Below are 22,580 nucleotides of genomic sequence, written 5' to 3' on the forward strand. Positions count from 1 at the left end.
CCATGCCGTTGGTCGCAGGCGTTGACTCGTCCACCCAGTCGTGCAAGGTGGTCATCCGGGACGCGGAGACCGGTGCCCTGCTCCGGCAGGGCCGGGCGCCGCACCCGGACGGCACCGAGGTTGACCCGGAAGCCTGGTGGCAGGCGTTGCGCAGCGCTGCCGACGAGGCTGGCGGGTTGGCCGACGTGGCGGCGATCTCCGTCGCCGGCCAACAGCACGGCATGGTGTGTCTCGACGAGGACGGCCGGGTGGTCCGCCCGGCGTTGCTGTGGAACGACACCCGATCCGCCGACGCCGCCGCCGATCTCGTGGAGGAGGCCGGCGGCGGCGCGGCCGGGCGTCGGTTCTGGGCCGAGGCTGCCGGCAGTGTGCCGGTGGCCAGCTTCACCATCACCAAGCTGCGGTGGCTGGCCAGGCACGAGCCGGAGCTGGCCGCTCGGGTGGCCGCCGTCTGCCTGCCGCACGACTGGCTGACCTGGCGGATGGCCGGCGCACCGGGTTTGGGCGCGCTGCGTACCGACCGGGGTGATGCCAGCGGCACCGGCTACTGGTCGCCGGCCACCGGCGACTACCGACTGGACCTGCTGGAGCGGGGCTTCGGCCGGCGGTTGGTGGTGCCCGAGGTGCTCGGGCCGGGCGAGTCGGCGGGAAAGCTGGCCGACGGGCTGGGTGGGCCGGGCGGCGCGCTGCTCGGCGCGGGCACCGGGGACAACGCCGCCGCCGCGCTCGGCGTCGGTGCCGGCCCGGGTGACGTGGTCGTCTCGATCGGCACCTCCGGCACCGTGTTCAGCGTCGCCGACGTGCCGGCCGCCGACGAGAGCGGGACCGTGGCGGGCTTCGCCGACGCGTCCGGTCGTTTCCTGCCGCTGGTCTGCACGCTCAACGCGGCCCGGGTGCTGGACGCCGCGGCCGCGATGCTCGGCGTCAGTCTGGACGAGCTGGCCGAGCTGGCGCTCTCCGCGCCAGCCGGGGCAGACGGGCTGGTCATGGTTCCGTACCTGGAGGGTGAACGGACGCCGAACCGGCCGCTCGCCACCGGCGCGGTGCACGGGCTGACCCTGCGCACCTCGACCCCCGCGCACCTGGCGCGGGCCGCCGTGGAGGGCATGCTCTGCGCGCTCGCCGACGGCCTGGACGCACTGACCGCGCAGGGTGCCATCGTCCGCCGGGTCATCCTGGTCGGCGGCGGAGCCCGGTCGGCCGCGGTGCGCCAGATCGCGCCGCAGGTCTTCGGCTGCCCGGTCGTCGTCCCGCCAGCCGGGGAGTACGTCGCCGACGGCGCCGCCCGGCAGGCCGCCTGGGTCGTCCTGGGCGGTCCCACGCCGCCGGTCTGGGCGGTCGAGGGCACCGAGGAGTACGCGGCCGAGCCCGTCCCCGCTGTGCGTGACCAGTACGCCGCCGCGCGTGGGATGGTCCTCGACCGGAGTTGACCGTCGGGATCGACGCGGGTGGGTGCCGGTGGAACCTGACCAGCACCCACCCGCATGACGGCCTCCTCAGCGGAGTCTGGTTTGCTGCCGGTCATGACCGTGACCAGTGGCGGGGCCGGCCGGGGCCGGGCGGAGCCCGGCAAACGCCTGCCCGGTCGGGGCGGTGGCCCGGCGCACCGGTTCTACAGCGTCGTGGTGTTCGTGGTGCTCGCTTCGCTGGACAACGTGGCGATCGGGTTGGTCCCGCCGCTGTACGGCCCGATCTCCGAAGCGTTCGACGTGTCGGGGCGGCTGCTCGGTCTGGTCACCGCGGTCAGCTTCCTGGTCAGCGCGGTGGCAGCGGTCGGCTGGGCGTACGTCGGCGACCGGACCAACCGCAAGCCACTGCTCATGGTGGGCACGCTGTTGTGGGCGGCGGGCACCGGCGGCAGCGCGCTCGCCGGCGGCTACCTGACGTTCCTTGCGGCACAGCTGGTCGCCGCGGTCGGGCTCGGCGCGGTCGGCTCGGTGGGTTTCTCGGTGGTCACCGACCTGATCTCACCGACCCGCCGAGGGCTGGTGATGAGCTTCTGGGGGCTCTCCCAGGGGGTCGGCACCCTGGCGGGCACGCTCGGCGGCGGGCTGCTCGGGGCGACCGACTGGCGGCGACCGTTCCTGGTGCTGACCGGCGTCGGCCTGGTCGCCACCCTGGCCTACCTGTTCACGTACGACATTCGGCGTGGCCAGAGCGAGCCGGAGCTGGCCGACAGGCTGGACGCGGGTGCCGAGTACGACTATCGGATCAGCCGCGCCGATCTGCCGCGCATCCTGGCCCGACGGACCAACCGGTGGCTGATCCTGCAGGGCCTGACCGCGCAGGCCGCGTTCGGCTCGCTGGTGTGGCTGCCGGTGCTCTTCGCCGAACGGGCCGAGGCCCAGGGCTATTCGGCGTCGACCGCGGTGGTGGTGGGCAGCGTCTTCGCCACGCTGTTCCAGCTCGGTGGGGTGCTCTCCATCGTGGGTGGGCTGATCGGCGACGCGGTGCAACGGCGTACGCCGAGGGGGCGGGCCCTGGTCGCCGCGATCGGCATCCTCGCCGCGCTGCCGTTCTACCTGGTGCTGTTCTTCGTTCCGGTGACCATCGACGTGCCGGACGGCGCGAGCGGCGGTGCGGTGATCGCTGCGGTGCTGTCCAGTGTGTTCACCGAGCCGTCGGTGGGGCTGAGCCTGCTCACCGCGATCGTGGCGCTCGCGCTGACCTCTGCCAACTCGCCGAACTGGTTCGCGCTGATCGCCGACGTGAACCCGCCGGAGCACCGGGGCACCGTCTACAGCCTGGGCAACCTGGTGAACGGGGTCGGTCGCGCGGCCGGGAACGGCCTGGTCGGGGTGGTGTTCCAGGGGCTGCGAGCGGCGTTCCCGCCGCCACTGAACTTCGCCGTCGGGCTGGCCGCGTTCCAGCTCTTCTTCATACCCACCGGTGTCATGTACTGGCTCGCCTCGCGGACCTCACCGGCGGACATCGACAACGTGCACGACCTGCTGCACGCCCGCGCTGACCGCCTCTGACCGCCCACCGGTCCCGCTCGTCGGTCCAGGGCTTCGCAGTTTCAAGGATGTAGTGGCCTCCCGCCGGGGTTGAGGCCACGACATCCTTGACGTTGCGCGATCTTGGTGGGCCGGCCCACCCCCGCCGCCCCGGTCAGGAGCATGGGTCGGCGGGAATGGGCCGGTCGGGTGATGATCAGACGGAGCGCAGCCACACCGTCACGTCGGTCGGGACCGCGCCGTCGTCGTCCAGGGGTGCGCTGCCGGCAAGCACCTCGGCACCGGTCGGCAACGGCACCGGGGTGTCACCGAAGTTGGTCAGCACGGTCAGCTCCGCGTTGCGGAAGGTCAGCACCTCATCGCCCGAGGACAACCACTCCAGGGTGCCGCGACCCAGCCCGTGGGCGCGGCGCAGCCGCAGCGCCGTGCGGTACAGCTCGTACGTCGAGCCGGGCACGTCGCGCTGGCGGTCCAGCGCGTACTCCGCCCAGAGCGGAGGCTGCGGCAGCCAACTGGCGTCGGTCGGCCCAAAGCCGTACGACGGGGCGTCGGCCTCCCACGGGATCGGCACCCGGCAACCGTCCCGTCCGCGCTGGGTGTGGCCGCTGCGCGCCCAGGTCGGGTCCTGCCGGGCCTCGTCGGGCAGCGTGGTGTGCTCGGGCAGCCCCAGCTCCTCGCCCTGGAAGAGGTACGCCGAGCCGGGCAGGGCGAGCATCAGCAGAGTGGCCGCCCGGGCCCGGCGCAGGCCGAGCGCGGCGTCCGGCTGCGGGTCGCCGATGCCGATGCCGTTGGGCCGTACGGTGCCGATCGGCAGGCCGAGCCGGGAGGCGTGCCGCACCACGTCGTGGTTGGACAGCACCCAGGTGGTCGGCGCGCCGACCGAATCGGTCGCCTCCAGCGAGCGGGTGATCACCGCGTACTGGGCCGGTGCGGTCCAGGCGGCGAGCAGGTACTCGAAGTTGAACGCCTGGTGCATCTCGTCGGGGCGGACGTAGCGGGCCAACCGTTCGGCCGGCTCCACCCACGCCTCGGCGACCAGCACCCGCTCGCCGGGGTAGCTGTCCAGAACCTGCCGCCACTGCCGGTAGATCTCGTGCACGCCCTCCTGGTCCCACATCGGCGGGCGCGGCTTGTCGACCTCGTTGCCGGAGAGGATCTCCTGTGGCTCCTGCCAGTCGGCCAGGTCGGCCTGCTTGACCAGGCCGTGCGCCACGTCGACCCGGAAGCCGTCCACGCCGCGGTCCAGCCAGAACCGCAGCACGTCCAGGAACTCCGCGTGCACCTCCGGGTTGTCCCAGTTGAGGTCCGGCTGCCCGGTGTCGAACAGGTGCAGGTACCACTGGCCGGGTTGCCCGTCCGGGTCGACCGTCCGGGTCCAGGCTGGACCGCCGAAGACGCTCTGCCAGTCGTTGGGCGGCTGGTCGCCGGCCGGGCCGAGACCGTCTCGGAAGATGTACCGGGACCGCTCCGGGCTGCCGGGCGCGGTGGGCAGCGCGGCCTGGAACCAGCGATGCGCCGACGAGGTGTGGTTCGGGACGAGGTCGACGATCACCCGCAGGCTGCGGGAACGGGCCTCGGTGATCAGCTTGTCCGCGTCGGGAAGGGTGCCGAACAGCGGGTCGATGTCGCGGTAGTCGGCCACGTCGTAGCCGGCGTCGGCCTGCGGCGACGGGTAGAAGGGGGAGAGCCAGATCGCGTCCACGCCCAGCTCGACCAGGTGGTCGAGGCGGGCGGTGATGCCGGGCAGGTCGCCGATCCCGTCCCCGTCCGAGTCGGCGAACGAGCGCGGGTAGATCTGGTAGATGGTGGCCTCGGTCCACCAGCCGGTGACCGGGTGACCGGAGGGGGTCTGCTGCGTCGGATCGGTGTTCAGGGTCGTCTCCCGTGTCGAGCTGTGGGTGGACTGCCGGCGGTGCTGCTGCCGGCCGCGTCGCCGCCAGCCGCCGGCCGGCGGCGGATGGTTGGAGTTCAGTCTGCCCGGGGCGGTGCGGTCGAGTCCCGGACGACCAACCGAGTGGGCAGGATCACCGGCGTGTCGCAAGCGGCCTTCCGCTGACCCACGATGGGACCCGGAGGTCGGGACCCGAGCGGGTCGAGCAGCATCTGGGCGGCCAGCCGGCCCTGCTCGGCGGCGGGCTGGGCGATGGTGCTGAGCCCGAGCACACCAGCCAGGTCGTGGTTGTCGATGCCGATCACGCTGACGTCCTGCGGCACCCGCAGCCTGGCGTCACGTAGCGCGGTCATCGCGCCCATCGCCATCTCGTCGCAGGCCGCGACGATCGCGGTCGGCGGCTCGCCACGGGCCAGCAACTCGGCGGTGGCCCGGTTGCCGCCGTCGATGGTGAAGGTGGACTCGACATCCAGGCTCGGGTCGAGTCGCAGGCCAGCGGACCGCAGCTCCGCCTGGTAGCCCCGACGCCGGTCGAGGTGGGTGGTGAAGGCCAACTCGTCGTCCGGGTCGCCGGAGATGTGCGCGATCCGGTGATGGCCGAGGTCGATGAGGTGCCGGGTGGCTGCCCGGGCCGCCGCCACGTCGTCGATACGTACGCACGGCCAGTTGGGCACCCTGCTCCCCGAGCTGATGGTCACTCCGGGCAGATCCAGAGTGGCCAGCGCCGTCAGGTCGGTGGGCCGTAGTGGCGTGGCGACCAACATGATTGCGTCCACCCGCTTGTGCAGGTTGGCCGTACGCAGGACCCGCTGGCGGAGATGCTCCCGGCCGCCCAGGTTGTAGAGCAGCAGGTCGTAGCCGGACTGGTGGAGGTAATCCTCGACCGCCTCGACGACGGTGCTGAAGAACCAGCGGGTGATCCGGGGGACCACCACGGCGACCGTGCCGGTCCGGCCACCAGCGAGCCGGGACGCGCTCGGTGACACCTCGTAGTCGAGCTGTTCGGCGGCGGCGAGCACCCGGCGCCGGGTGGCGGCCGAGACCGTCGGCAGCCCCCGCAGGGCCCGCGATACGGTGGCCGTGGAGACCCCGGCCAGCCGGGCGACATCATCGATCCTCGTCACGGTTTCCCCCGCTCGGTGCCCGGCGCCCGCCGCCGCCCGAGGGGCCAGGCGGCGGCGGGCGCGCGGGTCAGCCCTTGACGCTGCCGGCGAGCAGACCTCGCACGAAGAAGCGCTGGAGGGACAGGAAGACAACGAGCGGTACGACGATCGAGACGAACGCTCCGGCGGTCAGCCGTTGCCACTCGTTGCCCCGGGTGCCGGCCATCCCGGCGAGCTTGACGGTGAGCGGGGCCGTCTCGTCGCCGCCGGCGAAGATGAGCGCGACCAGCAGGTCGTTCCAGACCCAGAGGAACTGGAAGATGCCGAACGCCGCCAGCGCCGGCACGATCAGCGGCAGCACGATGGTGCGGAAGATCTTCGGGTGGCTGGCCCCGTCGACCCGGGCCGCCTCCATCAGGTCTCCGGGCAGTTGCGAAATGAAGTTGTGCAACAGGAAGACGGCGAACGGGAGTGCGAAGCAGGTGTGCGCGAACCACACCTGCGCGAACTTCTGTTCGTCGACCAGGCCCCAGGCCGGCATCAGGGTGACGCCGCCGAGGGTCACGCCGGTGGAGAAGAACTTCAGCAGTGGCACGAGGGCCATCTGCAACGGCACGATCTGCAACGCGAAGATCGCGATGTAGATCCAGTCCCGGCCGCGGAAGTTGATCCACGCGAGCGCGTACGCGGCGAGGCACGCGAAGGCGAGCGGGAAGAGCACCGAGGGGATGGTGATCGCCAGGGAGTTGATGAAGGACCCGGCGAGCTGTCCGGAGGACGACGACTGCCCGAACAGGACCTGCTGGTAGTTCTCCAAGGTGAACTGTGGGTTGGTGAAGGCCGTCCACCAGCCGGTGGTCTTGATCTCGTCCTCTGGGCGGAGGGAGGAGACGAGCAGGCCGAAGGTCGGGATGGTCCAGACCACCGCGACGACGATCGAGACGAGCGTCGCGGTGCGGCTGTTCAACCGCTTGCGGACCCGCCCGGCGGTGGTCTTCGGTGCGTCGGTCTTCTGGGTTCCGGCGGCGACGGTGGGCGTTGCAGTCGTCATCTCAGCCCTCCCGCTGCTGACGGAGGTTGCGGATCTGGTAGATCACGATCGGGATGACCAGGATGAAGAGGAAGACCGCGAGCGCGGAGCCCTGCCCGTTCTCGCCGTACCGGAATGCCTGGTTGTACATCTCGTTGGCGATCACGCTCGTGTCGTAGTTACCGTTGGTCGAGGTCCGGACGATGTCAAAGACCTTGAGCGTGGCGATCGTGAGCGTCACCACCACGACGATCAGCGCCGGCCGGATGCTCGGCATGGTGATCCGCCAGAACATCTGCCACGGGTTGACCCCGTCGAGCCGGGCGGCCTCCACGATGTCGCCCGGGATGGACTTGATCGCGGCGGAGAGCACCACCATGGCGAAGCCGGCCTGGATCCAGACCATGATGACGATCAGCAGCAGCGTGTTCAGCGGTGATTCGAGCAGCCACTGCTTGGGCTCACCACCGAGGCTGACCACGATCTGGTTGAGCAGACCGATCTGGTCGCCGTCGCCCCGGTAGGCGTAGACGAACTTCCAGATGATGCTGGCGCCCACGAAGGAGATGGCCATCGGCAGGAAGATCAGTGACTTGGCCACCGCCTCGAACCGGGCCTTGTCCACCAGGACGGCGTAGATCAGGCCGAAGCCGGTCGCGACCAGCGGGACAAGGACCACCCAGACCAGGGTGTTGATCAGGACCCGGACGATCGAGCTGTCGGAGAACATCCAGCCGTAGTTGCGCAGCCCGACCCAGTCGTTGCTGCCTGCGTCCATGAAGGACAGCAGTGTGGTGCGGATGGCCGGAACGACCAACCCGACCGTGAGCAGCAGCAGCGTCGGCAGCAGGAAGAAGAGCGCGAAGAGTCCCTCTCCCTGCTTGCGCCGGCGGGGGAGCGGGGTGCCGCTGACGGACGCGGCGACCAGCTGTGCCTCCCGCCGCCGAGCGAACCAGGCCGGCACCACGTCGAGAAGCAGGAGCAGACCGCCCACCACCACGACGAAAGCGATCAGCCCGTACATCAGCATGAGGAACTTCGGCTGCTCCTCCGCGAAGTCGAACTCCATCGACCCTCCCAGGTCTGGATCCGCCGGTGGGCCGGCCCGCGGGTGCGGACCGGCCCACCGCTCAGATCACTTCCAGCTGCTCTCGATGCCCTGGAGCACCGACGCGGTGTCCTTGCCGTTGATCCACTCGACCATGCCCTTCCAGAACGTCCCCGCGCCGACCGCGGCCGGCATCAGGTCGGATCCGTCGAAGCGGAAGACGCCGGTCTTGTCCTGCAGGATCTGGACGGAGAGCTTGTCGATCGGGCTGGCGACGTTGGCGATGTCCAGCTTGTTGTTCGCCGTCACCCAGTTACCGAGCTTCGCGCGGCTGTTGACGTACTCAGCCGAGGCGAGGTAGGTCTGCACCGCCTGCACCTCGGGGCGGTCGGTGAAGCCGACGACGAACTCGCCCGCGCCGAGCACCGGCTTGCCCTTGGCCGTGTCGATGGCCGGGAAGTAGAAGGCGAACGCGTCGCCGTCCTCGGCCACCTTGGTGCCCTTGGGGAACTGGTTGGCGTAGAACGACGCCTGCCGGTGCATGGCGCACTTGCCGGTGGTGACCGGCAGGCCGGCCTCACCGAAGGCGGTGGTGCCGATGCTCTTCACCCCGCCGAAGCCGCCGTTCATGTACTTCTCGTTCTTCAGGATCGTGCCGGCCCGGTTGACCGCGTCGACGATCCGCGGGTCGTTGAACGGGATGGCGTGGGTGGTCCACTGGTCGTAGACCTCGGGGCCCTGCGTACGCAGGATCACGTCCTCGATCCAGTCGGTGGCCGGCCAGCCGGTGGCGTCACCGGACTCGATGCCGGCGCACCACGGCTTGATGCCGCTCGCCGCGATCGTGTCGCTGAGCTTGATCATGTCGTTCCAGCTGGTGGGGACCGTCCAGCCCTTCTCCTTGAAGAGCTTCGGCGAGTACCAGACGAAGGACTTCACGTTGGCGCCGAGCGGCACACCGTAGAGGGTGCCGTTGACGGTGCCGTACTTCAGCCAGTCGGCCGGCATGTTCTGCTCGGCCATCGTCTTGGTGTCGGCACCGAGCGACTTCAGCTTGCTGGCGTCGGCGAACCGCTTGACCAGGCCCGGCTGGGGCACGAAGGCCAGGTCGGGCGCGTTGCCACCGTCGACCCGGACCGGGAGCTGCGCCTCGAACTCGGCGTTGCCCTCGTAGTCGATCTCGATGCCGGTGCAGTCCTCGAACGTCTTCCAGGAGTTCCTCAGCAGGTCGGCCTCGGCGTCACGGATGGACGCGTAGATGGAGACCTTCTTGCCGTCGTGTCCGTCGTACTTGTCGTATGCGGCACACTCCGCGGAGCCCGCGTTGTTGCTCTTCTTGTCGTCGCCGGTACCGCAGGCGGTGGCGCTGAGCGCCAGCCCGAGTACGCCGGCGATCGCGAAGGCCTGGCGTGGTCTGGTGAAGACCGCCATGCCGTCCTCCTTTCTAGCCGGCGCGGTCGTGCTCAGAGGCCCGGCGCCGGTCCCGATGGGCGTGCACACATGTAAGCGCTTGCATGCGGCCCGGTCCAGCCCCTGTCAGACACGAGCGAGTAACAATCCGGAAACCTGTGGGCGACCTCGTGGGCGCGCTCCCGGGCCAGATCCCCGACTCTTTCGAAGATTGGCGATATCTGTCAGGCTGAACACATCGCATCGAAGGTTTTCAACATAGGAGGCGCTGTATGCGAAAGCGATGGATCAGCCTGCTGGTGACCGGTCTGCTCGTCGGGGGAGTGCTGACGCCGGCGAGTCCGGCGCTGGCCGCGCCAACCTTCAAGGTGCCGTTCCCGTGCGGCCAGTCCTGGTCCGGGCAGACCCGGTCCGATCACAGCCCGGCGTACGCCGTCGACTTCAACCGCACCGACGACCTCGGCGACCCGGTGGTGGCCAGCGCCCCCGGCACGGTCGACCGGGTGACGGACCTCGGCGGCACCAGCTATGGCAAATACGTCCGGATCAACCACGGTGGCGGTTACAGCACGTACTACGCCCACCTCAACGGCTTCAACGTCTCGGTGGGGCAGACCGTCGGCTACGGCAAGGTGCTCGGCTGGGTGGGCAGCACCGGTGGCTCGACCGGCCCGCACCTGCACTACGAGCAGCGCCTCAACGGCAGCGACGTCCAGGTCCGCTTCAACGGCACTCTCGGCCTGTACTGGGGCAGTAGGACATACACCAGCGACAACGGGTGCTCTTCGGGCAGCGGCAACGGCACGGTCGACACCAGCGGCACCGCGCTGACCGTCCGCTCCGGCCCCGGCACCGGGTACGCCTCCGTGGGCACCGTCGCCGACGGCGCCCGGGTGACCATCGCCTGCCAGACCAGCGGCACCACGGTCACCGGCACGTACGGCACCAGTTCGATCTGGGACCGGATCGGCGCCGGCCGCTACATCGCCGACGCGTACGTGTACACCGGGCACGACGGCTACATCCCGAACGTCCCCCGCTGCTGACCGCGAAGCGACGATGGTCTCCGGCGGGCGACGCTCGTCGGAGACCCGTGGGTCAGGAGTTGAGCCGCCAGATGGACAGGTTCAACGAGGCGGCGAAGGTGACCCAGGCCCAGTAGGGCAGCAGCAGCGCAGCCGCCACCCGAGAGACCCGGGCGAACAGCACCACGGTGAGCCCGATCGCAAGCCACATCACCACGATCTCGGCGAACGCCAGCCCGTACTGCCCCGCGCCGAAGAACAGCGGGGTCCAGATCGCGTTGAGCACCAGTTGGGCGGTCCACGCCCAGAGCGGCAGGGAGAAGCCGACCCGGCGCCAGACCAGCCAGCCGGCCAGCGCGATCAGCACGTAGAGCACGGTCCAGGCCGGTCCGAACAGCCACGAGGGGGGCGCCCAGCTGGGCTGCCGCAGGCTCGCGTACTCGTCGGTGGTGCCCTGCACCCCCAGCCCGCCGATCGCGGCCGCGACGAAGACGGCTGCCGCGAAGCCCACCAGTGCCCACCGGGAGCGCCGGCCCGAGATCGCCCGCCTGTCCTGAGATGTCTCCATCGTCGAGATGTTTCCGTTCCGCACGGGGGCAAACCGTCAGGACACAGACAAAAAGCGCCGGGGCCGCTGCGGCCGATGCTTCTGTCGGGAGGACGAAGCTCCGGTCGCGGCGACCCCGGCGGGTCCCGGTGTTGCGAGGTACGAACGTCAATTGAAGATGCTGACACCACCCGGGCCGACCAACAGCCCGACGACGATGAGGACGATGCCCCACAGGATCTGCCGGCGGAACAGCGCGAGGATGCCGGCGACCACGAGTACGACTGCGAGAATCCAGAGAATCAGCTCCATGGCTGCTGAATACCCGACGCGCCGATCCGGGAAACCTGGTCGGTGTCGAGTTGATCGCCCAAATGAAAGACGCTGTAGGCCTGCTTGATCACCGGGTGCGCGACATTGCGGACGCGTACCCCGCCGGGGGTCGTGCCGCGCTCGGTGCCGGCATGCGCGTGTCCGTGCAGGGCCAGCGCCGTGGGCGCCGAGTCGATGGCCTGCCCCAACTGGTACGACCCGAGGAACGGGTAGATCTCCAACGGTTCGCCGGCCAGAGTGTCCGGCACCGGTGCGTAGTGGGTGAGCGCGACCAGCATGTCGCATTCCAGCGAGCGCAGCGCCGTGCCGAGGCGGTCCGCGCTGTCGGTGGTGGTCCGGACGAACGCCTTCATCTCCGGCTCGCCGAAGTCACTCGCACACCGCCCGGCGAACCCGCCGCCGAAGCCCTTGACGCCCGCGATGCCGAGCCGGCCGCCCGCGCAGTCCAGCACCACACCGTTGCCCTCCAGCACGGTGATGCCCGCGTCCTCGAGCACCTTGACCACCTGTGGCACCTGGTCACACTGGTGGTCGTGGTTGCCCAGCACGGTCACCACCGGCACGGCCAACCCACCGAACTCCTCTGCCACACAGCGCGCCTCGGCCTCGGTGCCGTGCCGGGTCAGGTCCCCGGCCAACAGCAGCACGTCCGCGCACTCCGGCAGCTCCTCCAACGCCGGTCGGAACCGGCCGACCACGTCCTCGTCCAGATGCACGTCGCCCACGGCGGCGATCCGGATCACCATGAAACCTCCCTCAGGGCAGTTGCTCGATCTCCGTGGGCGCCTGGACGCGGATCACCCCGATGTCACTGGTGATCGGCACGTCCGGGAAGCGCTCGGACACCCGGCGCAGGATCTCCTCACGCCGGTGCGGGCTCTCCACCTCGCCGTAGAGCACGAGGGCGCGTTCCCTTCGGACCACGGTGATTCCCTGTTCGGCGACGGCGGGGTCCTCGGCCAGCAGCCGGTGGATCTCCGCTTCGACGTACTCGTCCGGTGGCCCGGCGCCGATGTCGCGATGGTGGGTCACGATGTCCCCTCTCCTGGCTGGGTGCCGGCGGCCGGCACCACCTCCAGCCGGTCCAACAGCACCAGGAACGCCTCGGCGTACGGCGAGTGCTGCGTCTCCTTGCGTACCCGCTCCCAGTCGATCTGTTCCCTCAGCGACCGGGCCAACGGCAGGCCCCGGGCGAAGTCGCAGTAGTGCTGGGAAAAGCTGAGCAGCTTGTGCACCATCAGCTGGGTGGCGGACAGGACCGGCATGTGAATCGCGTCCACCGGCCGGATGACCGTGTCGGCGAACGTCTCCTCGGTCACCGGTGTCTCGATCGGCCGGTGGATCAGATCCACCATCCGCCCGTCGTCGAAGACCTTCACCAGCCAGTCCTCAGGTGGGCGCTCGGCGACGAAACCGGCGGCCACCAGGGCCTCGAGGGACCGTTCCACGTCGGCCTCCCGGATCAGGAAGTCGACGTCGTGCTCGCTGGAGTGGCCCCCGTGGGCGTAGACGGCGAAGCTGCCGCCCAGGGCGAACGGGATCTCGGACTGCTTGAGCACGGCGGCGACCTTCTTGAGGGTGTGCACCAGACTCTCGTCCCCGCGCTCAGCCATCTGGTTCTCCCGTCGGTCATGTTGGTGGACAGGCGGTTGGATTCGAACTCCGGTACCCGGCATTCCGGTCGGCCACACCTGCTGACGTCGCGCTCGGGTTTGAACAGGGACAAAGCATCACAAACCTCGCGGACTCGGTGCGTGGGTCGGATAACCTGTCGAGGGTGGCCAGATCATCGGGGATGCGACGACGCAAGGCTCGGTTGCGCACCGTCGCCCTGATCGGCATCGACGGTTCGGGTAAGACCACTCAGGCACACCGGCTGGCCGACGCGCTGACCGCCGCCGGCCGCCCCGCCAAATACCGCCGCAACGCCAGTGGGCGCCGTTGGCTCGGCCGGCTCGCCCACCGGCTCGGTCGGCCCGACGCACAGCGCCTCGTCGGGCGCGACGGCATGCTGGCGGTGGAGTCCGTGCTCCGCTGGCTCGCCATCGCCATAGCCCTGCTCAGCTGCCTGCTCACCGGCCGTACGGCAGTGATGGATCGCTACTCGGCCTGTCAGTACGCGAGCATCCGGGCGCACGGTGGGCACCGCTGGGAGCGGTTGGCCCGGGCCGGCTACCGGCTCTTTCCGACGCCGCAGGTGACCTTCCTGCTCGCCGTCGACCCGGAGGAGGCGTACCGGCGCATCGAGAAGCGCGGCACCGACCACGAGACGATGGGCTGGCTGACCGCGGCGGACACCGCCTACCGGGCCCTGCCCGAGTACCCGAGCTTCGTGCTGGTGGACGCGGGCCGCCCGGCCGAGGAGGTGACCGAGCAGATCCAGGCGCACCTGGAGCCCTGGCTGCCGCCTCCCTCCGCGTCGGGGCTGGGTGACGACGTTGGGCCGTTGGCCGCTCAGGCCCGCCCGTAGACCGGGACGGTGGCGCCGCTGGTCGGGGCGGACTCCGCTGACGCGAGGAACCGGATCACCGACGCGATCTCGTTCGGGGCCACCCAGCGGGAGTGGTCGGCGTCGGGCTGCGCGGCCCGGTTCGCCGGGGTGTCGATGACGCTGGGCAGCACGGTGTTGCAGCGCACGTTGCGGGACCGGTACTCCACCGCGACCGTGTTGGCGAACGCCAGCACCGCCGCCTTGGCCGTCACGTAGCCGGCCGCGCCAGGGAACGGGGCGACCGCCGCGCGGGCCGAGACGCAGACCACCGCGCCGCCGCCGGCCGCCACCAGGTGCGGCAGCGCGGCCTGGGTGACCAGGTAGGTCGGCCGCAGGTTGACGATGAGCATCCGCTCGAAATCCTCGACCGGCGTCTCGTGCACCAGACCCCCGCTGGCGTACCCACCGACGAGGTTGACCACTGCCCGCAGCGGCGCCACCGGGTCACCGGCAGCGGCCTCGACCGCCCGCGCCGCGCCCGCCGGATCGCTCAGGTCCGCGACCAGCCGGACCAGCGCGTCCGCCGTCGGCTCCGGACCGGGCCGGGTTTTCCGCTCGGGTACGACCACCCGCCAGCCCGCCTCGACGAACGCGGCGACGACAGCCCCGCCGAGCCCGCCGGCCCCCCCAGTAACCAACACGCTCTGCCCCGCCATACCCCCACCCTAGTGCCCTCCCGGCGCCACCCGCCCGCCCCCGTTGATCATGAAGTTATTGCCGCGACACGCCGGTTTGAGTGGCAACAACTTCATGATCGCGGTCTGCCGTGGGCAGAGTGGTTGGTTCGTTTGGGTGTTGGGGGCGCAGGATCGGTGGATGCGGATCCTCATTCTCGGTGGCACCCAGTTCCTTGGTCGGGCGACGGCCACGCTCGCGGTCGAGCAGGGGCACGAGGTGACCTGCGCGGCCCGGGGCGTCTCCGGCGTCGCGCCGGCCGGGGTCCGGTTCGTGCCGGTCGACCGGGACGATCCCGACGCGCTGGTGTCGCTCGCGGGCGAGGGCTTCGACGCGGTGCTGGACGTGACCCGGCAGGTCAGTCATGCCCGCCACGCGCTCACCGCACTGGCCGACCACGTCGGCCACTGGTCGTTCGTGTCGACGATCTCGGTGTACGCGGACGACACCACCCCGGGTCAGACCGCGACGGACGCGCCGGTGCTGGCACCCGCCCCGCCGGACGTGGACGGTCCGATCGGCCCGGACCACCGCTGGTACGGCGAGTGCAAGGTGAGCATCGAGCAGTTGGTCCGGGAGCGGATGGGCATGGCCCGTTCGTTCATCTGCCGGGCGGGGCTGATCGTCGGTGTGGAGGACCCGAGCGACCGCTTCCCGTACTGGGTGCGGCGGCTGGCGGCCGGTGGGGAGGTTCTCGCGCCCGGACGCCCGACCGACCGGGTGCAGTTCGTGGATGTCGCCGATCTGGCGGGTTGGTTGCTGCACGCCGCGGGCACCCGCCTCAGCGGCACGTACGACGGCATGGGCCCGGCGATGTCCCGGGCTGCCCTGCTGGCCGGGGTTGCCGCTGGGCTGGGCGTCTCCGATCCCGCCCTCACCTGGGTCGATCAGGAGTTCCTGCTGTCCCGCGACGTACGCGAGTGGTCGGGCGAGCGGGCTCTGCCGCTCTGGGTGCGACTGCCGGAGTCCGGCGGCCTGATGGACCGGGATGCGCGACCGGCTTTGAATGCCGGGCTGGCGGTCCGTCCGCTGCCCGACACCGTTCGGGCGACCGCGTCCTGGATGACAGCACACCCGGCCGCCGTACGGCAGGGCGGACTCGACCCGGCGGATGAGGCGGCGGTGCTGCGGGAGTGGCAGGCTGTGCGGAACAGGTGATCCCGGCAGACGGCACTTTTCCCCGCCCCGGACAGTCGTAGTTGACGCTCACGCTTCGTGAAAGTAAGTTTCACCCGTGGCGAAGAGTCCGAAGATTTCTGCGAGTCACGAGCCCGGTGGGCTGATCGTCCACATCAGTGGGCTGTTGCCGTCGCTGTCGCCGGCCGAGCAGCGGGTTGCCCGGCTGGTGGTGTCCGACCCGGCCGCCGCCGCCCGGCGAACCATCACCGACCTCGCCACCGCAGCGGAGACGTCGGAGGCGACCGTCATCCGGTTCTGCCGTTCGGTGGGCATGGACGGTTACCCCCAGCTGCGCATCCGGCTCGCCGCCGAGGCCGCCCGCCGGATCGAGCCGCCGGACGCCCGGGTGGTCGGCGGTGACATCCCGCCCGGCGCCGACCTCGCCCAGATCATCGCCACCATCGCGTTCAACGACGCCCGTGCGGTCGAGGAGACTGCCGAGCAACTCGACCCTGCCGTCTGTGAGCAGGTGGTCGAAGCGATAAATGGTGCCGGTCGGATCGACATCTACGGTGCCGGCGCCAGTGGGTTCGTCGCTTCGGACTTCCAACAGAAGCTGCACCGCATCGGCCGGATCGCCTTCTACTTCCCGGACGTGCACACCGCGCTGACCTCGGCCGCCCTCCTCGGGCGGGGTGACGTGGCGATCGGCATCTCGCACACCGGCACCACCTCGGATGTGATCGAGGTGCTGGAGCAGGCCCGTACGCGGGGCGCCGTCACCGTGGCGCTGACCAACTTCCCGCGCTCGCCGATCACCGAGGTGGCGGACTTCGTGTTGACCACGGCGGCCCGGGAGACCACCTACCGCTCCGGCGCGACGGCCAGCCGGCTGGCCCAGCTCACCGTGGTCGACTGCCTCTTCGTCGGGGTGGCCGCCCGCAACCGTGCCAAGGCCCGCAAGGCCCTCGAGGCGACCGCCGAGGCGGTCCAGTCGCACCGGGTGGGTGCCAACCGGAGGCGGGCATGACGGCCGGTGCGGTGGAGCCGGACGAGGACATGCCAGCACCGCCCGCCCGCCCGATGGTCCGGGTGGGCGCCCCCACCGAACGGCGCAACCCGCTCAGCGCCGATCTTGACCTGATGTCGACGCGGGACGTGCTCACCGTGATCAATGATGCCGACCGGCGAGTGCCGGCGGCGGTCGCCGCGGTGCTCGACGAGATCGCCACCACCGTCGACCTGGCGGTCGCGGCGCTGCGCGGCGGACACCGGGTGCACTACTTCGGTGCCGGCACCTCCGGTCGGCTCGGTGTGCTCGACGCGGCCGAGCTCGCTCCCACCTTCAACTCGCCCCGGCACTGGTTCTGCGCCCACCTCGCCGGTTTCCCGGACGCCATGTGGCGCGCTGTGGAGGACGCCGAGGACGACGACCGGGGCGGCGCGGTCGAGGCTGCCGGTTGTGTGCGTGCCGGTGACCTGGTGGTCGGTCTGGCAGCCAGCGGACGCACCCCGTACGTCCTCGGGGCGCTCGCCGCGGGTGGTGCCAAGGGCGCCTCGACGGTGCTGCTCTGCGCCAATCCGGAGGCGGAGGCCGCCCGGTCGGTCGACGTGTTCATCGGGGTGGACACCGGACCCGAGGTGGTCACCGGGTCGACCCGGATGAAGGCGGGCACGGCGCAGAAGTTGGTGCTCAACACGTTCTCGACCGCCGTCATGGTGCGCCTGGGGCGGGTCTACTCGAACCTCATGATCGATATGGTGGCGACCAACGCGAAGCTCCGCGGACGAATGATCTCAATTCTGGTCGAGGCCACCGGCTGTTCGGAGCAGGTCTCCCAGCGGGCCCTCGCCGAGGCTGACGGTGACCTGAAGACGGCGCTCGTCTCCCTGGTCTCCGGTGCCGAGGTCGACGCCGCCCGGGCAGCGCTGGCCCGCTCCGCCGACCAGGTGCGCGGCGCCCTCGCCCTGCTCGCCTCCTGAGCCCCGCGAGCCTGGGGAAGCCAACGCGGCTCCGGATTGTTCATCTGGGCGGGGGGTAATAACAACCCCGTGGATGAACCGACCGGTCCACCGGTGCGTATCTGGCAGTGACCAGGATCGCAACGTGGTGGTGACCCGGGTCGCTGTGCCCCCGCGGCGGGCGGTGTTGCCATGGTGCGGTAACCCGTACGTGGTGCCCAGCGGCGAGCCACCCGGCGGGGTGCTGACAGCAAACATGGACCGTGCTCTCAGCTACTACTCAGGCATTCGTGACACTTTCGACTCACGACATGGAATCCCCGGCACGTCTCATCTGTTGTGTAGGTGTCAGCACCGATGGGCACAGCAGAAGTTACCAGGGGCTGATGGACGTGGGGAATGGCAAGGAACCGGGCAACCGGCGCGAGCGAGGGGACCGTGGGCAACGTGGACAAGAACATCGGCATGCGAACCGACGAGGTTGCCGAGGAGCGCGACCTGGTCGGCGTCTACCTGCACGAGATCTCCCGGACGCCACTGCTGGACGCCGCCAAGGAAGTCGATCTCTCCAAGGCGATCGAGGCCGGCCTCTACGCCGAGCATCTGCTCGGTGAGGACGCCGTCCCCTCCGGTGTCGACCGGGCCGACGTGGAGTGGCTGGTCGTCGAGGGGGAGCGCGCGAAGGACCTCTTCATCCGCGCCAACCTCCGACTGGTCGTGTCGATCGCCCGCCGTTACGTACGTTCGGGCATGCCCATGCTGGACCTGATCCAGGAGGGCAACACCGGCCTGGTCCGGGCGGTCGAGAAGTTCGACTACGAGCGCGGTTACAAGTTCTCCACCTATGCCACCTGGTGGATCCGTCAGGCGATCAGCCGTGCGATCGCCCAGCAGGAGCGCACCGTCCGTCTGCCGGTGCACCTCGTGGAGGACGTCAATCGGATGCGCAACGTGGCCCGGCAGCTGACCCGCGAGCTGGGCGCCGACCCGGAGCCGGAGCAGATCGCGGCATCCCTCGGCGTCACCGTCGAGCGGGTCAACGAGCTGCGCCGCTGGTCGCAGGACACGGTCTCGCTGGACACCCCGGTGGGCGACGACGGCGACACCAAACTCGGCGACCTGGTCGCCGACAGTGACGCGCCGTCGCCGGAGGACATCGTTCTCAGCGGCCTGGAGCGGCAGCGCATCGAAGGGCTGCTCAACCACCTCGACGACCGGTCCGCCGGCATCATGCGGGCCCGCTACGGGCTGGAGGACGGCCGCGAGCACTCGCTCACCGAGGTCGCGTCCCGGTTCTCGCTGTCCCGCGAGCGGATCCGGCAGCTGGAGATCCAGGCCCTCGGCCGGCTGCGTGAGCTGGCCCGGGCGGAGGGGCTGCAGGCAGCCTGACCTGGTAGTAATGACGGCGAACGGCCGGCGTCCGATAGGGGGACGCCGGCCGTTCGCCGTAGCCGGTCGTAACTAGCGAACCCGGCCGTAGCCCTGGATGGGCATCATGTTCATGCCCCGCTTGAGCACGTTGCGGCCGGCGCTCGGTGCGTCGATCACCTGACCGTCGCCGACGTAGAGAGCGACGTGCCCGAGCCCGTTGTAGAAGATGAGGTCGCCCGGGCGCAGGTCGCCCCGGCCGATGTGGGCGACCGCGCTCCACTGCATGCGGGTGTTGTGCGGCAGCGACTTTCCGGCCGCCCGCCAGGCCGCCGAGGTCAGCCCGGAACAGTCGTAGCCGTTCGGCCCGTCGGCCGCCCAGACGTACGGCTTGCCCAGCGCTCCGAACGCGTAGCGCACCGCTGCGCCGGCATCACCAGCCACCGCGGGCACATTCCTGGCCTCGGCCGCCGCCGCCTTGGGTTGGGGTCGCTCGGTGGCCGCCCCGTACGCCTGCCGGCGTAGCTCGTACAGCTTGGCCAGGTCTTCCTCGATCTGCTTCTTACCCGCCGTGAGCTGACGGGCCTGCGCGGCCTGCCGGGTCAGCGTGGCGTCCAGGCGGGACTTCTCGTCGAGCAGGCGCTGCTGGTCGGCGGTGAAGCCGGAGATGCTCGCCTGCCGCTGGCGGGTCAACTGGTCGAGTGTGCCGAGTCGATCCAGCAGCGCGGCGGAGCCGCCGGAGTGCAGCAGGGCGTCCGCGGTGCGCAGCCCGCCGCTCTTGTACGCGGTGGTGGCCAACTGGGCCACGTCGGCCCGGCTCTGCTCGGCCTGCTGTTCCAGCGGGCCGATGCGGGCCTGTAATCGGGCCGCTGCGGCCTCGTTGGTCTTGATCTCCTCACGGAGCTTGTTGTACGACTCGACGACCCGCTCCAACTCGGCCGAGGACGTCTCGATCCGGTGGGTCAGGTCGGCGGGGGACGGCTCGGCGCGGGCCACCGCCGTCGGGGCGATCAGCGCGGCCGACATGCCGGCGAGCGCCATGGTGCGCAGCAGGTTTCTCAGGGATGACAAGAGCGGAAGGCCCCTCTCCCACGGCCGTCGGGGCTGCTGATGCCCTCGGCGACACCGGCCGGGGCCATCCGGGCGGACGGCACTGGGCCGGACCGGCCTACCCAACCTAACCCGGGACGGATGTCGCTCGCAGTGGAAGCAGGGGCGAATGTTGGTCGAGTGGCGGGCCGTGCCCCTGCGCTGGGTGGCGCGATCGTGGCTGATGACACCTGCGGCGGAGGGCGCACCACCCTTTTTGGTAGGGCAGTGACGGATATATGACGTTCGTCGTTCCGGGCGTATGCCGCCGGATTCCTGCCCGCCATAACCGATAAAACCTGAAATGGATGCTGTTTCTCGGCGATGTCCCCGGTTGGGTGAGCTGTCGGGAGCCCGCAAATGCCCAGGCCGGCTGGCGGTGCCCCAACACAATGAAGACCGGAGCCGGGATTCCCGTCGACAAGTAGCGATGCCTGTCACCGGCGGGCCAACTCGGCCAACCGTCCCCCGCGGGAGGAACCGTGAATCGTGAAGGCGCAAGGATGCGACCGCCGCGAACGGTGCCGGGCGCCCGGTCGACCCTGCTGTACGCGCGGCCCGGGATCATCGTGACCGTCGACCGGTTTACCGTCGGCCGAACCACTTACCGCGTCGCTGACCTGACCCATCTGCGTACCACCCGGGGCCCGCACGACCGAATCGCCGTCCGGGCCGTCGTCATCACCGCCACCATGCTCGCCGGTGTCGGGCTGCTGCTCGGCTTCACCGGAGGTCTGCAACGGCTGACCGCCGGGGCGTACCTCATCCTCGGTGCGGTGTTCCTGCTTCCGGCCGCGCTCGCCCTGGTCGGCGACCGCTGGCGGCCCCCGTCGTACGAGCTGTGGGGGTGGTACCGGGGAGCGGAGGCGCTGCTGTTCAGCGCCGACGACGAGCGGCAGTTCGGCCAGGTCACCCGGGCGCTGTTGCGGGCCCGGGAAGTCAACCGGTACGGCGGCTGGGTCGACCCGCTCGCCTCGGCCGACCCGTGGCGGCCCAGCCGCTGATCCGGCGCAGCAGCCCCAGATCCAACGCCGTTCCCCACAGGCGGCCGGCCAATCCGGGTGGGGCAGACCGTTACGCCCTCACCCGGCCGCAATTCGGTCATTGATTCACCAGCCGAATTTGCCGATCTTCGATATTGTTATTTGATGATCGGCTCAGTATGTTGAGCGCGCCATACAGGCGATCGATCAACACGGGGGCTGGTTGATGATGGTTCTTGGTGGGCGTCGCATGTCCTTTTCAGGCACCCGTCGTCGCACTTGGGCTCTATTCCTCAACCCCAACGGGACTCCTCCGAGGCGGACCGGCTGCGCGTGGAGGGCCTTCAGGTTCCGGCCACGCTCTCCGACCGGGCTGGTGGCGATGCCCGTGGCAGCGGCATGGCGGCGTGTCGCTCGCCATTCTCATATCCGACAAGAGGAGCGAGGCGTAGTTGTCCGCCGAGCGTAGAGGAGACGACATGACCAGACCGGCCAAGCGAGGTGGGTGGCGACCGCCTGGTGCCCGCAATCCAAAGGCGTACGCCTTGTCGGTAGCGGGGGCGGTGCTGATTCTGGTGGGACTGGTGGCGGTCGACTCGGTCCTACTGGTTGCGGTCGGGGCCGGGCTGGCCCTGGCCGGATGGCTGCTCGCCCGACGCGCGGCTTGAAGGTCGGAACAGCCCGACCTTCAAGCCGCGTTCATCGTCATCGGGGGAGGGCCGGCTCCGGCGTACGGTCCGCGGGGCGGGCCAGCCACCCGGTGACCCGGCGCTCGGCGTAGAACGAGACGAAGGGCACAGTGCCGGCCAGCATCACCAGCAGCATCCGCTTCAGCGGCCAGTCGGCTCGGCGGCTCAGGTCGAACGCGGCCAGCAGGTAGATCATGTAGAGGAAGCCGTGGGCCTGGCCCACCGTCTCCACCACGACCGGGTTGTCGAACCCGTACTTCAGTGGCATGCCGATCACGACCAGCAGGATCAGCGCCACGCCCACGATCCAGGCGATCACGCGGTACCGGGTAAGGGCAGCGCCCACCTTCGTCCGTCCTTCCGAGCCCGGCTCAGCCGGGATAGTCACCGGGTCGAGCGCCTGGATTGGCGTTCAACCATGACAGGTAGTGGTTGTAGGCGGCCAGTTCCGCGTCCTCGACGGCGTCACCGGTGGCCCGCACCCGGGACACCCGCACCGGTCGGCGTACCCCCGGTCGGGACCCGGTGGTGACCGTCAGCTCGGCGGCCGGAACATCGGCCGGGTCAGCCGGCGGCGCGTCGGCCTCCGCCGTGTTTCGGCGGGCCAGCTTCACCTCGCGCCACCAGACGTAGACCACGAAGCCGGCGAAGATCGGCCATTCGACCGCGTACCCCCAGCTGATGCTGTTGCCGGCGGTGGCCCGGCTGACCTGCCACCAGCCCAGCCCGAGGAAACCCATGACCAGCACGACCATGGCCACGTGACGCGCGATCCACGCCGGGGTCCAGAGCCACCTCATGGCATCGAGGGTACCGGGAGCGCAGCCGGTCTCCGACACCGTGTCGTAGCTGTCGCGCGG

The 22,580-nt window shown here is 70.2% G+C and carries 24 protein-coding genes; 10 read left to right on the forward strand and 14 right to left on the reverse strand.

Annotation, left to right across the window (positions count from 1 at the left end):
• The first annotated feature begins 2 nt into the window (after window positions 1-2).
• Both xylB and ABZT18_RS20355 read left to right on the forward strand, forming a co-directional pair.
• Entirely contained in the window at window positions 3-1,430 is a 1,428-nt protein-coding gene (xylB, locus tag ABZT18_RS20350; RefSeq protein ID WP_354996208.1) for a xylulokinase, read from the forward strand.
• Window positions 1,431-1,523: 93 nt separating this feature from the next.
• Window positions 1,524-2,978 (forward strand): MFS transporter, encoded by a 1,455-nt coding sequence (locus tag ABZT18_RS20355; RefSeq protein WP_354996207.1) that lies wholly within the window; start codon window positions 1,524-1,526, stop codon window positions 2,976-2,978.
• Window positions 2,979-3,153: 175 nt separating this feature from the next.
• Here ABZT18_RS20355 and ABZT18_RS20360 read toward each other — a convergent pair whose 3' ends face one another.
• From ABZT18_RS20360 to ABZT18_RS20380, 5 genes are all read right to left on the reverse strand, one after another.
• Window positions 3,154-4,830 carry a glycoside hydrolase family 13 protein gene (locus ABZT18_RS20360; protein WP_354996244.1) on the reverse strand — a complete coding sequence of 559 codons (1,677 nt, stop codon included), beginning with the start codon at window positions 4,828-4,830 and terminating at the stop codon, window positions 3,154-3,156.
• A gap of 95 nt (window positions 4,831-4,925) precedes the next feature.
• Window positions 4,926-5,972: a LacI family DNA-binding transcriptional regulator gene (locus ABZT18_RS20365; RefSeq protein WP_354996206.1), complete on the reverse strand. Its 1,047-nt coding sequence runs from the start codon at window positions 5,970-5,972 to the stop codon at window positions 4,926-4,928.
• A gap of 67 nt (window positions 5,973-6,039) precedes the next feature.
• On the reverse strand, window positions 6,040-7,002 hold the full coding sequence (locus tag ABZT18_RS20370; protein WP_354996205.1) for a carbohydrate ABC transporter permease: 963 nt from the start codon (window positions 7,000-7,002) through the stop codon (window positions 6,040-6,042).
• 1 nt (window position 7,003) lies between these two features.
• On the reverse strand, window positions 7,004-8,050 hold the full coding sequence (locus ABZT18_RS20375) for a sugar ABC transporter permease (protein ID WP_354996204.1): 1,047 nt from the start codon (window positions 8,048-8,050) through the stop codon (window positions 7,004-7,006).
• A gap of 66 nt (window positions 8,051-8,116) precedes the next feature.
• Complete coding sequence (locus tag ABZT18_RS20380; RefSeq protein WP_354996203.1) at window positions 8,117-9,460, reverse strand: ABC transporter substrate-binding protein; 1,344 nt, start codon at window positions 9,458-9,460, stop codon at window positions 8,117-8,119.
• Between the two features lie 251 nt (window positions 9,461-9,711).
• On the opposite strand from ABZT18_RS20380, the gene ABZT18_RS20385 reads away from it, so the two are divergent.
• Window positions 9,712-10,485, forward strand: coding sequence for a peptidoglycan DD-metalloendopeptidase family protein (locus ABZT18_RS20385; RefSeq protein ID WP_354996202.1), 774 nt, complete (start codon window positions 9,712-9,714; stop codon window positions 10,483-10,485).
• A gap of 52 nt (window positions 10,486-10,537) precedes the next feature.
• Here the strand turns inward: ABZT18_RS20385 and ABZT18_RS20390 are convergent, their stop codons facing one another.
• From ABZT18_RS20390 to ABZT18_RS20410, 5 genes are all read right to left on the reverse strand, one after another.
• The gene (locus ABZT18_RS20390) at window positions 10,538-11,032 is read right to left on the reverse strand and encodes a TspO/MBR family protein (protein WP_354996201.1); all 495 of its coding nucleotides are present in this window, start codon (window positions 11,030-11,032) and stop codon (window positions 10,538-10,540) included.
• Between the two features lie 147 nt (window positions 11,033-11,179).
• Window positions 11,180-11,323, reverse strand: coding sequence for a GPGG-motif small membrane protein (locus ABZT18_RS20395; protein ID WP_007464364.1), 144 nt, complete (start codon window positions 11,321-11,323; stop codon window positions 11,180-11,182).
• Window positions 11,314-12,090, reverse strand: a complete 777-nt coding sequence (locus ABZT18_RS20400; RefSeq protein WP_354996200.1) for a metallophosphoesterase — start codon at window positions 12,088-12,090, stop codon at window positions 11,314-11,316. The genes ABZT18_RS20395 and ABZT18_RS20400 overlap by 10 nt, the downstream gene beginning before the upstream one ends.
• Window positions 12,091-12,100: 10 nt before the next feature.
• On the reverse strand, window positions 12,101-12,376 hold the full coding sequence (locus ABZT18_RS20405; protein WP_354996199.1) for a hypothetical protein: 276 nt from the start codon (window positions 12,374-12,376) through the stop codon (window positions 12,101-12,103).
• Window positions 12,373-13,020, reverse strand: coding sequence for a nucleotidyltransferase (locus ABZT18_RS20410; RefSeq protein WP_354996198.1), 648 nt, complete (start codon window positions 13,018-13,020; stop codon window positions 12,373-12,375). Before ABZT18_RS20410 ends, ABZT18_RS20405 begins: the two co-directional genes overlap by 4 nt.
• Window positions 13,021-13,121: 101 nt before the next feature.
• Here ABZT18_RS20410 and ABZT18_RS20415 point away from each other — a divergent pair, with 101 nt between their 5' ends.
• Window positions 13,122-13,814 carry a dTMP kinase gene (locus ABZT18_RS20415; RefSeq protein ID WP_354996197.1) on the forward strand — a complete coding sequence of 231 codons (693 nt, stop codon included), beginning with the start codon at window positions 13,122-13,124 and terminating at the stop codon, window positions 13,812-13,814.
• Here the strand turns inward: ABZT18_RS20415 and ABZT18_RS20420 are convergent.
• Window positions 13,799-14,491, reverse strand: coding sequence for an SDR family NAD(P)-dependent oxidoreductase (locus ABZT18_RS20420; protein ID WP_354996196.1), 693 nt, complete (start codon window positions 14,489-14,491; stop codon window positions 13,799-13,801). The genes ABZT18_RS20415 and ABZT18_RS20420 overlap by 16 nt on opposite strands.
• A gap of 160 nt (window positions 14,492-14,651) precedes the next feature.
• Here ABZT18_RS20420 and ABZT18_RS20425 point away from each other — a divergent pair, with 160 nt between their 5' ends.
• From ABZT18_RS20425 to ABZT18_RS20440, 4 genes are all read left to right on the forward strand, one after another.
• Window positions 14,652-15,668 carry an NAD-dependent epimerase/dehydratase family protein gene (locus ABZT18_RS20425; RefSeq protein ID WP_354996195.1) on the forward strand — a complete coding sequence of 339 codons (1,017 nt, stop codon included), beginning with the start codon at window positions 14,652-14,654 and terminating at the stop codon, window positions 15,666-15,668.
• A gap of 76 nt (window positions 15,669-15,744) precedes the next feature.
• Window positions 15,745-16,659 (forward strand): MurR/RpiR family transcriptional regulator, encoded by a 915-nt coding sequence (locus tag ABZT18_RS20430; RefSeq protein WP_354996194.1) that lies wholly within the window; start codon window positions 15,745-15,747, stop codon window positions 16,657-16,659.
• A complete protein-coding gene (locus tag ABZT18_RS20435) occupies window positions 16,656-17,612 on the forward strand; it encodes an N-acetylmuramic acid 6-phosphate etherase (protein WP_354996193.1) in 957 nt (318 codons plus the stop codon). Before ABZT18_RS20430 ends, ABZT18_RS20435 begins: the two co-directional genes overlap by 4 nt.
• 378 nt (window positions 17,613-17,990) lie before the next feature.
• Window positions 17,991-18,980, forward strand: coding sequence for a sigma-70 family RNA polymerase sigma factor (locus ABZT18_RS20440; protein ID WP_354996192.1), 990 nt, complete (start codon window positions 17,991-17,993; stop codon window positions 18,978-18,980).
• Between the two features lie 72 nt (window positions 18,981-19,052).
• Here ABZT18_RS20440 and ABZT18_RS20445 read toward each other — a convergent pair whose 3' ends face one another.
• On the reverse strand, window positions 19,053-20,030 hold the full coding sequence (locus ABZT18_RS20445) for an NlpC/P60 family protein (RefSeq protein ID WP_354996191.1): 978 nt from the start codon (window positions 20,028-20,030) through the stop codon (window positions 19,053-19,055).
• Window positions 20,031-20,551: 521 nt separating this feature from the next.
• Here ABZT18_RS20445 and ABZT18_RS20450 point away from each other — a divergent pair.
• Both ABZT18_RS20450 and ABZT18_RS20455 read left to right on the forward strand, forming a co-directional pair.
• Window positions 20,552-21,052, forward strand: a complete 501-nt coding sequence (locus ABZT18_RS20450) for a DUF6232 family protein (RefSeq protein ID WP_354996190.1) — start codon at window positions 20,552-20,554, stop codon at window positions 21,050-21,052.
• Window positions 21,053-21,510: 458 nt separating this feature from the next.
• Window positions 21,511-21,699, forward strand: coding sequence for a hypothetical protein (locus ABZT18_RS20455; RefSeq protein WP_354996189.1), 189 nt, complete (start codon window positions 21,511-21,513; stop codon window positions 21,697-21,699).
• 37 nt (window positions 21,700-21,736) lie between these two features.
• Here the strand turns inward: ABZT18_RS20455 and ABZT18_RS20460 are convergent, their stop codons facing one another.
• Window positions 21,737-22,066, reverse strand: a complete 330-nt coding sequence (locus ABZT18_RS20460; RefSeq protein WP_354996188.1) for a DUF3817 domain-containing protein — start codon at window positions 22,064-22,066, stop codon at window positions 21,737-21,739.
• A 25-nt stretch (window positions 22,067-22,091) separates the two neighbouring features.
• Window positions 22,092-22,520, reverse strand: a complete 429-nt coding sequence (locus tag ABZT18_RS20465) for a hypothetical protein (protein ID WP_354996187.1) — start codon at window positions 22,518-22,520, stop codon at window positions 22,092-22,094.
• Between the last annotated feature and the right edge of the window lie 60 nt (window positions 22,521-22,580).

It is taken from the genome of Micromonospora sp. NPDC005291 (assembly GCF_040607415.1).
In the GTDB taxonomy this organism is placed as follows: Bacteria; Actinomycetota; Actinomycetes; order Mycobacteriales; family Micromonosporaceae; genus Micromonospora.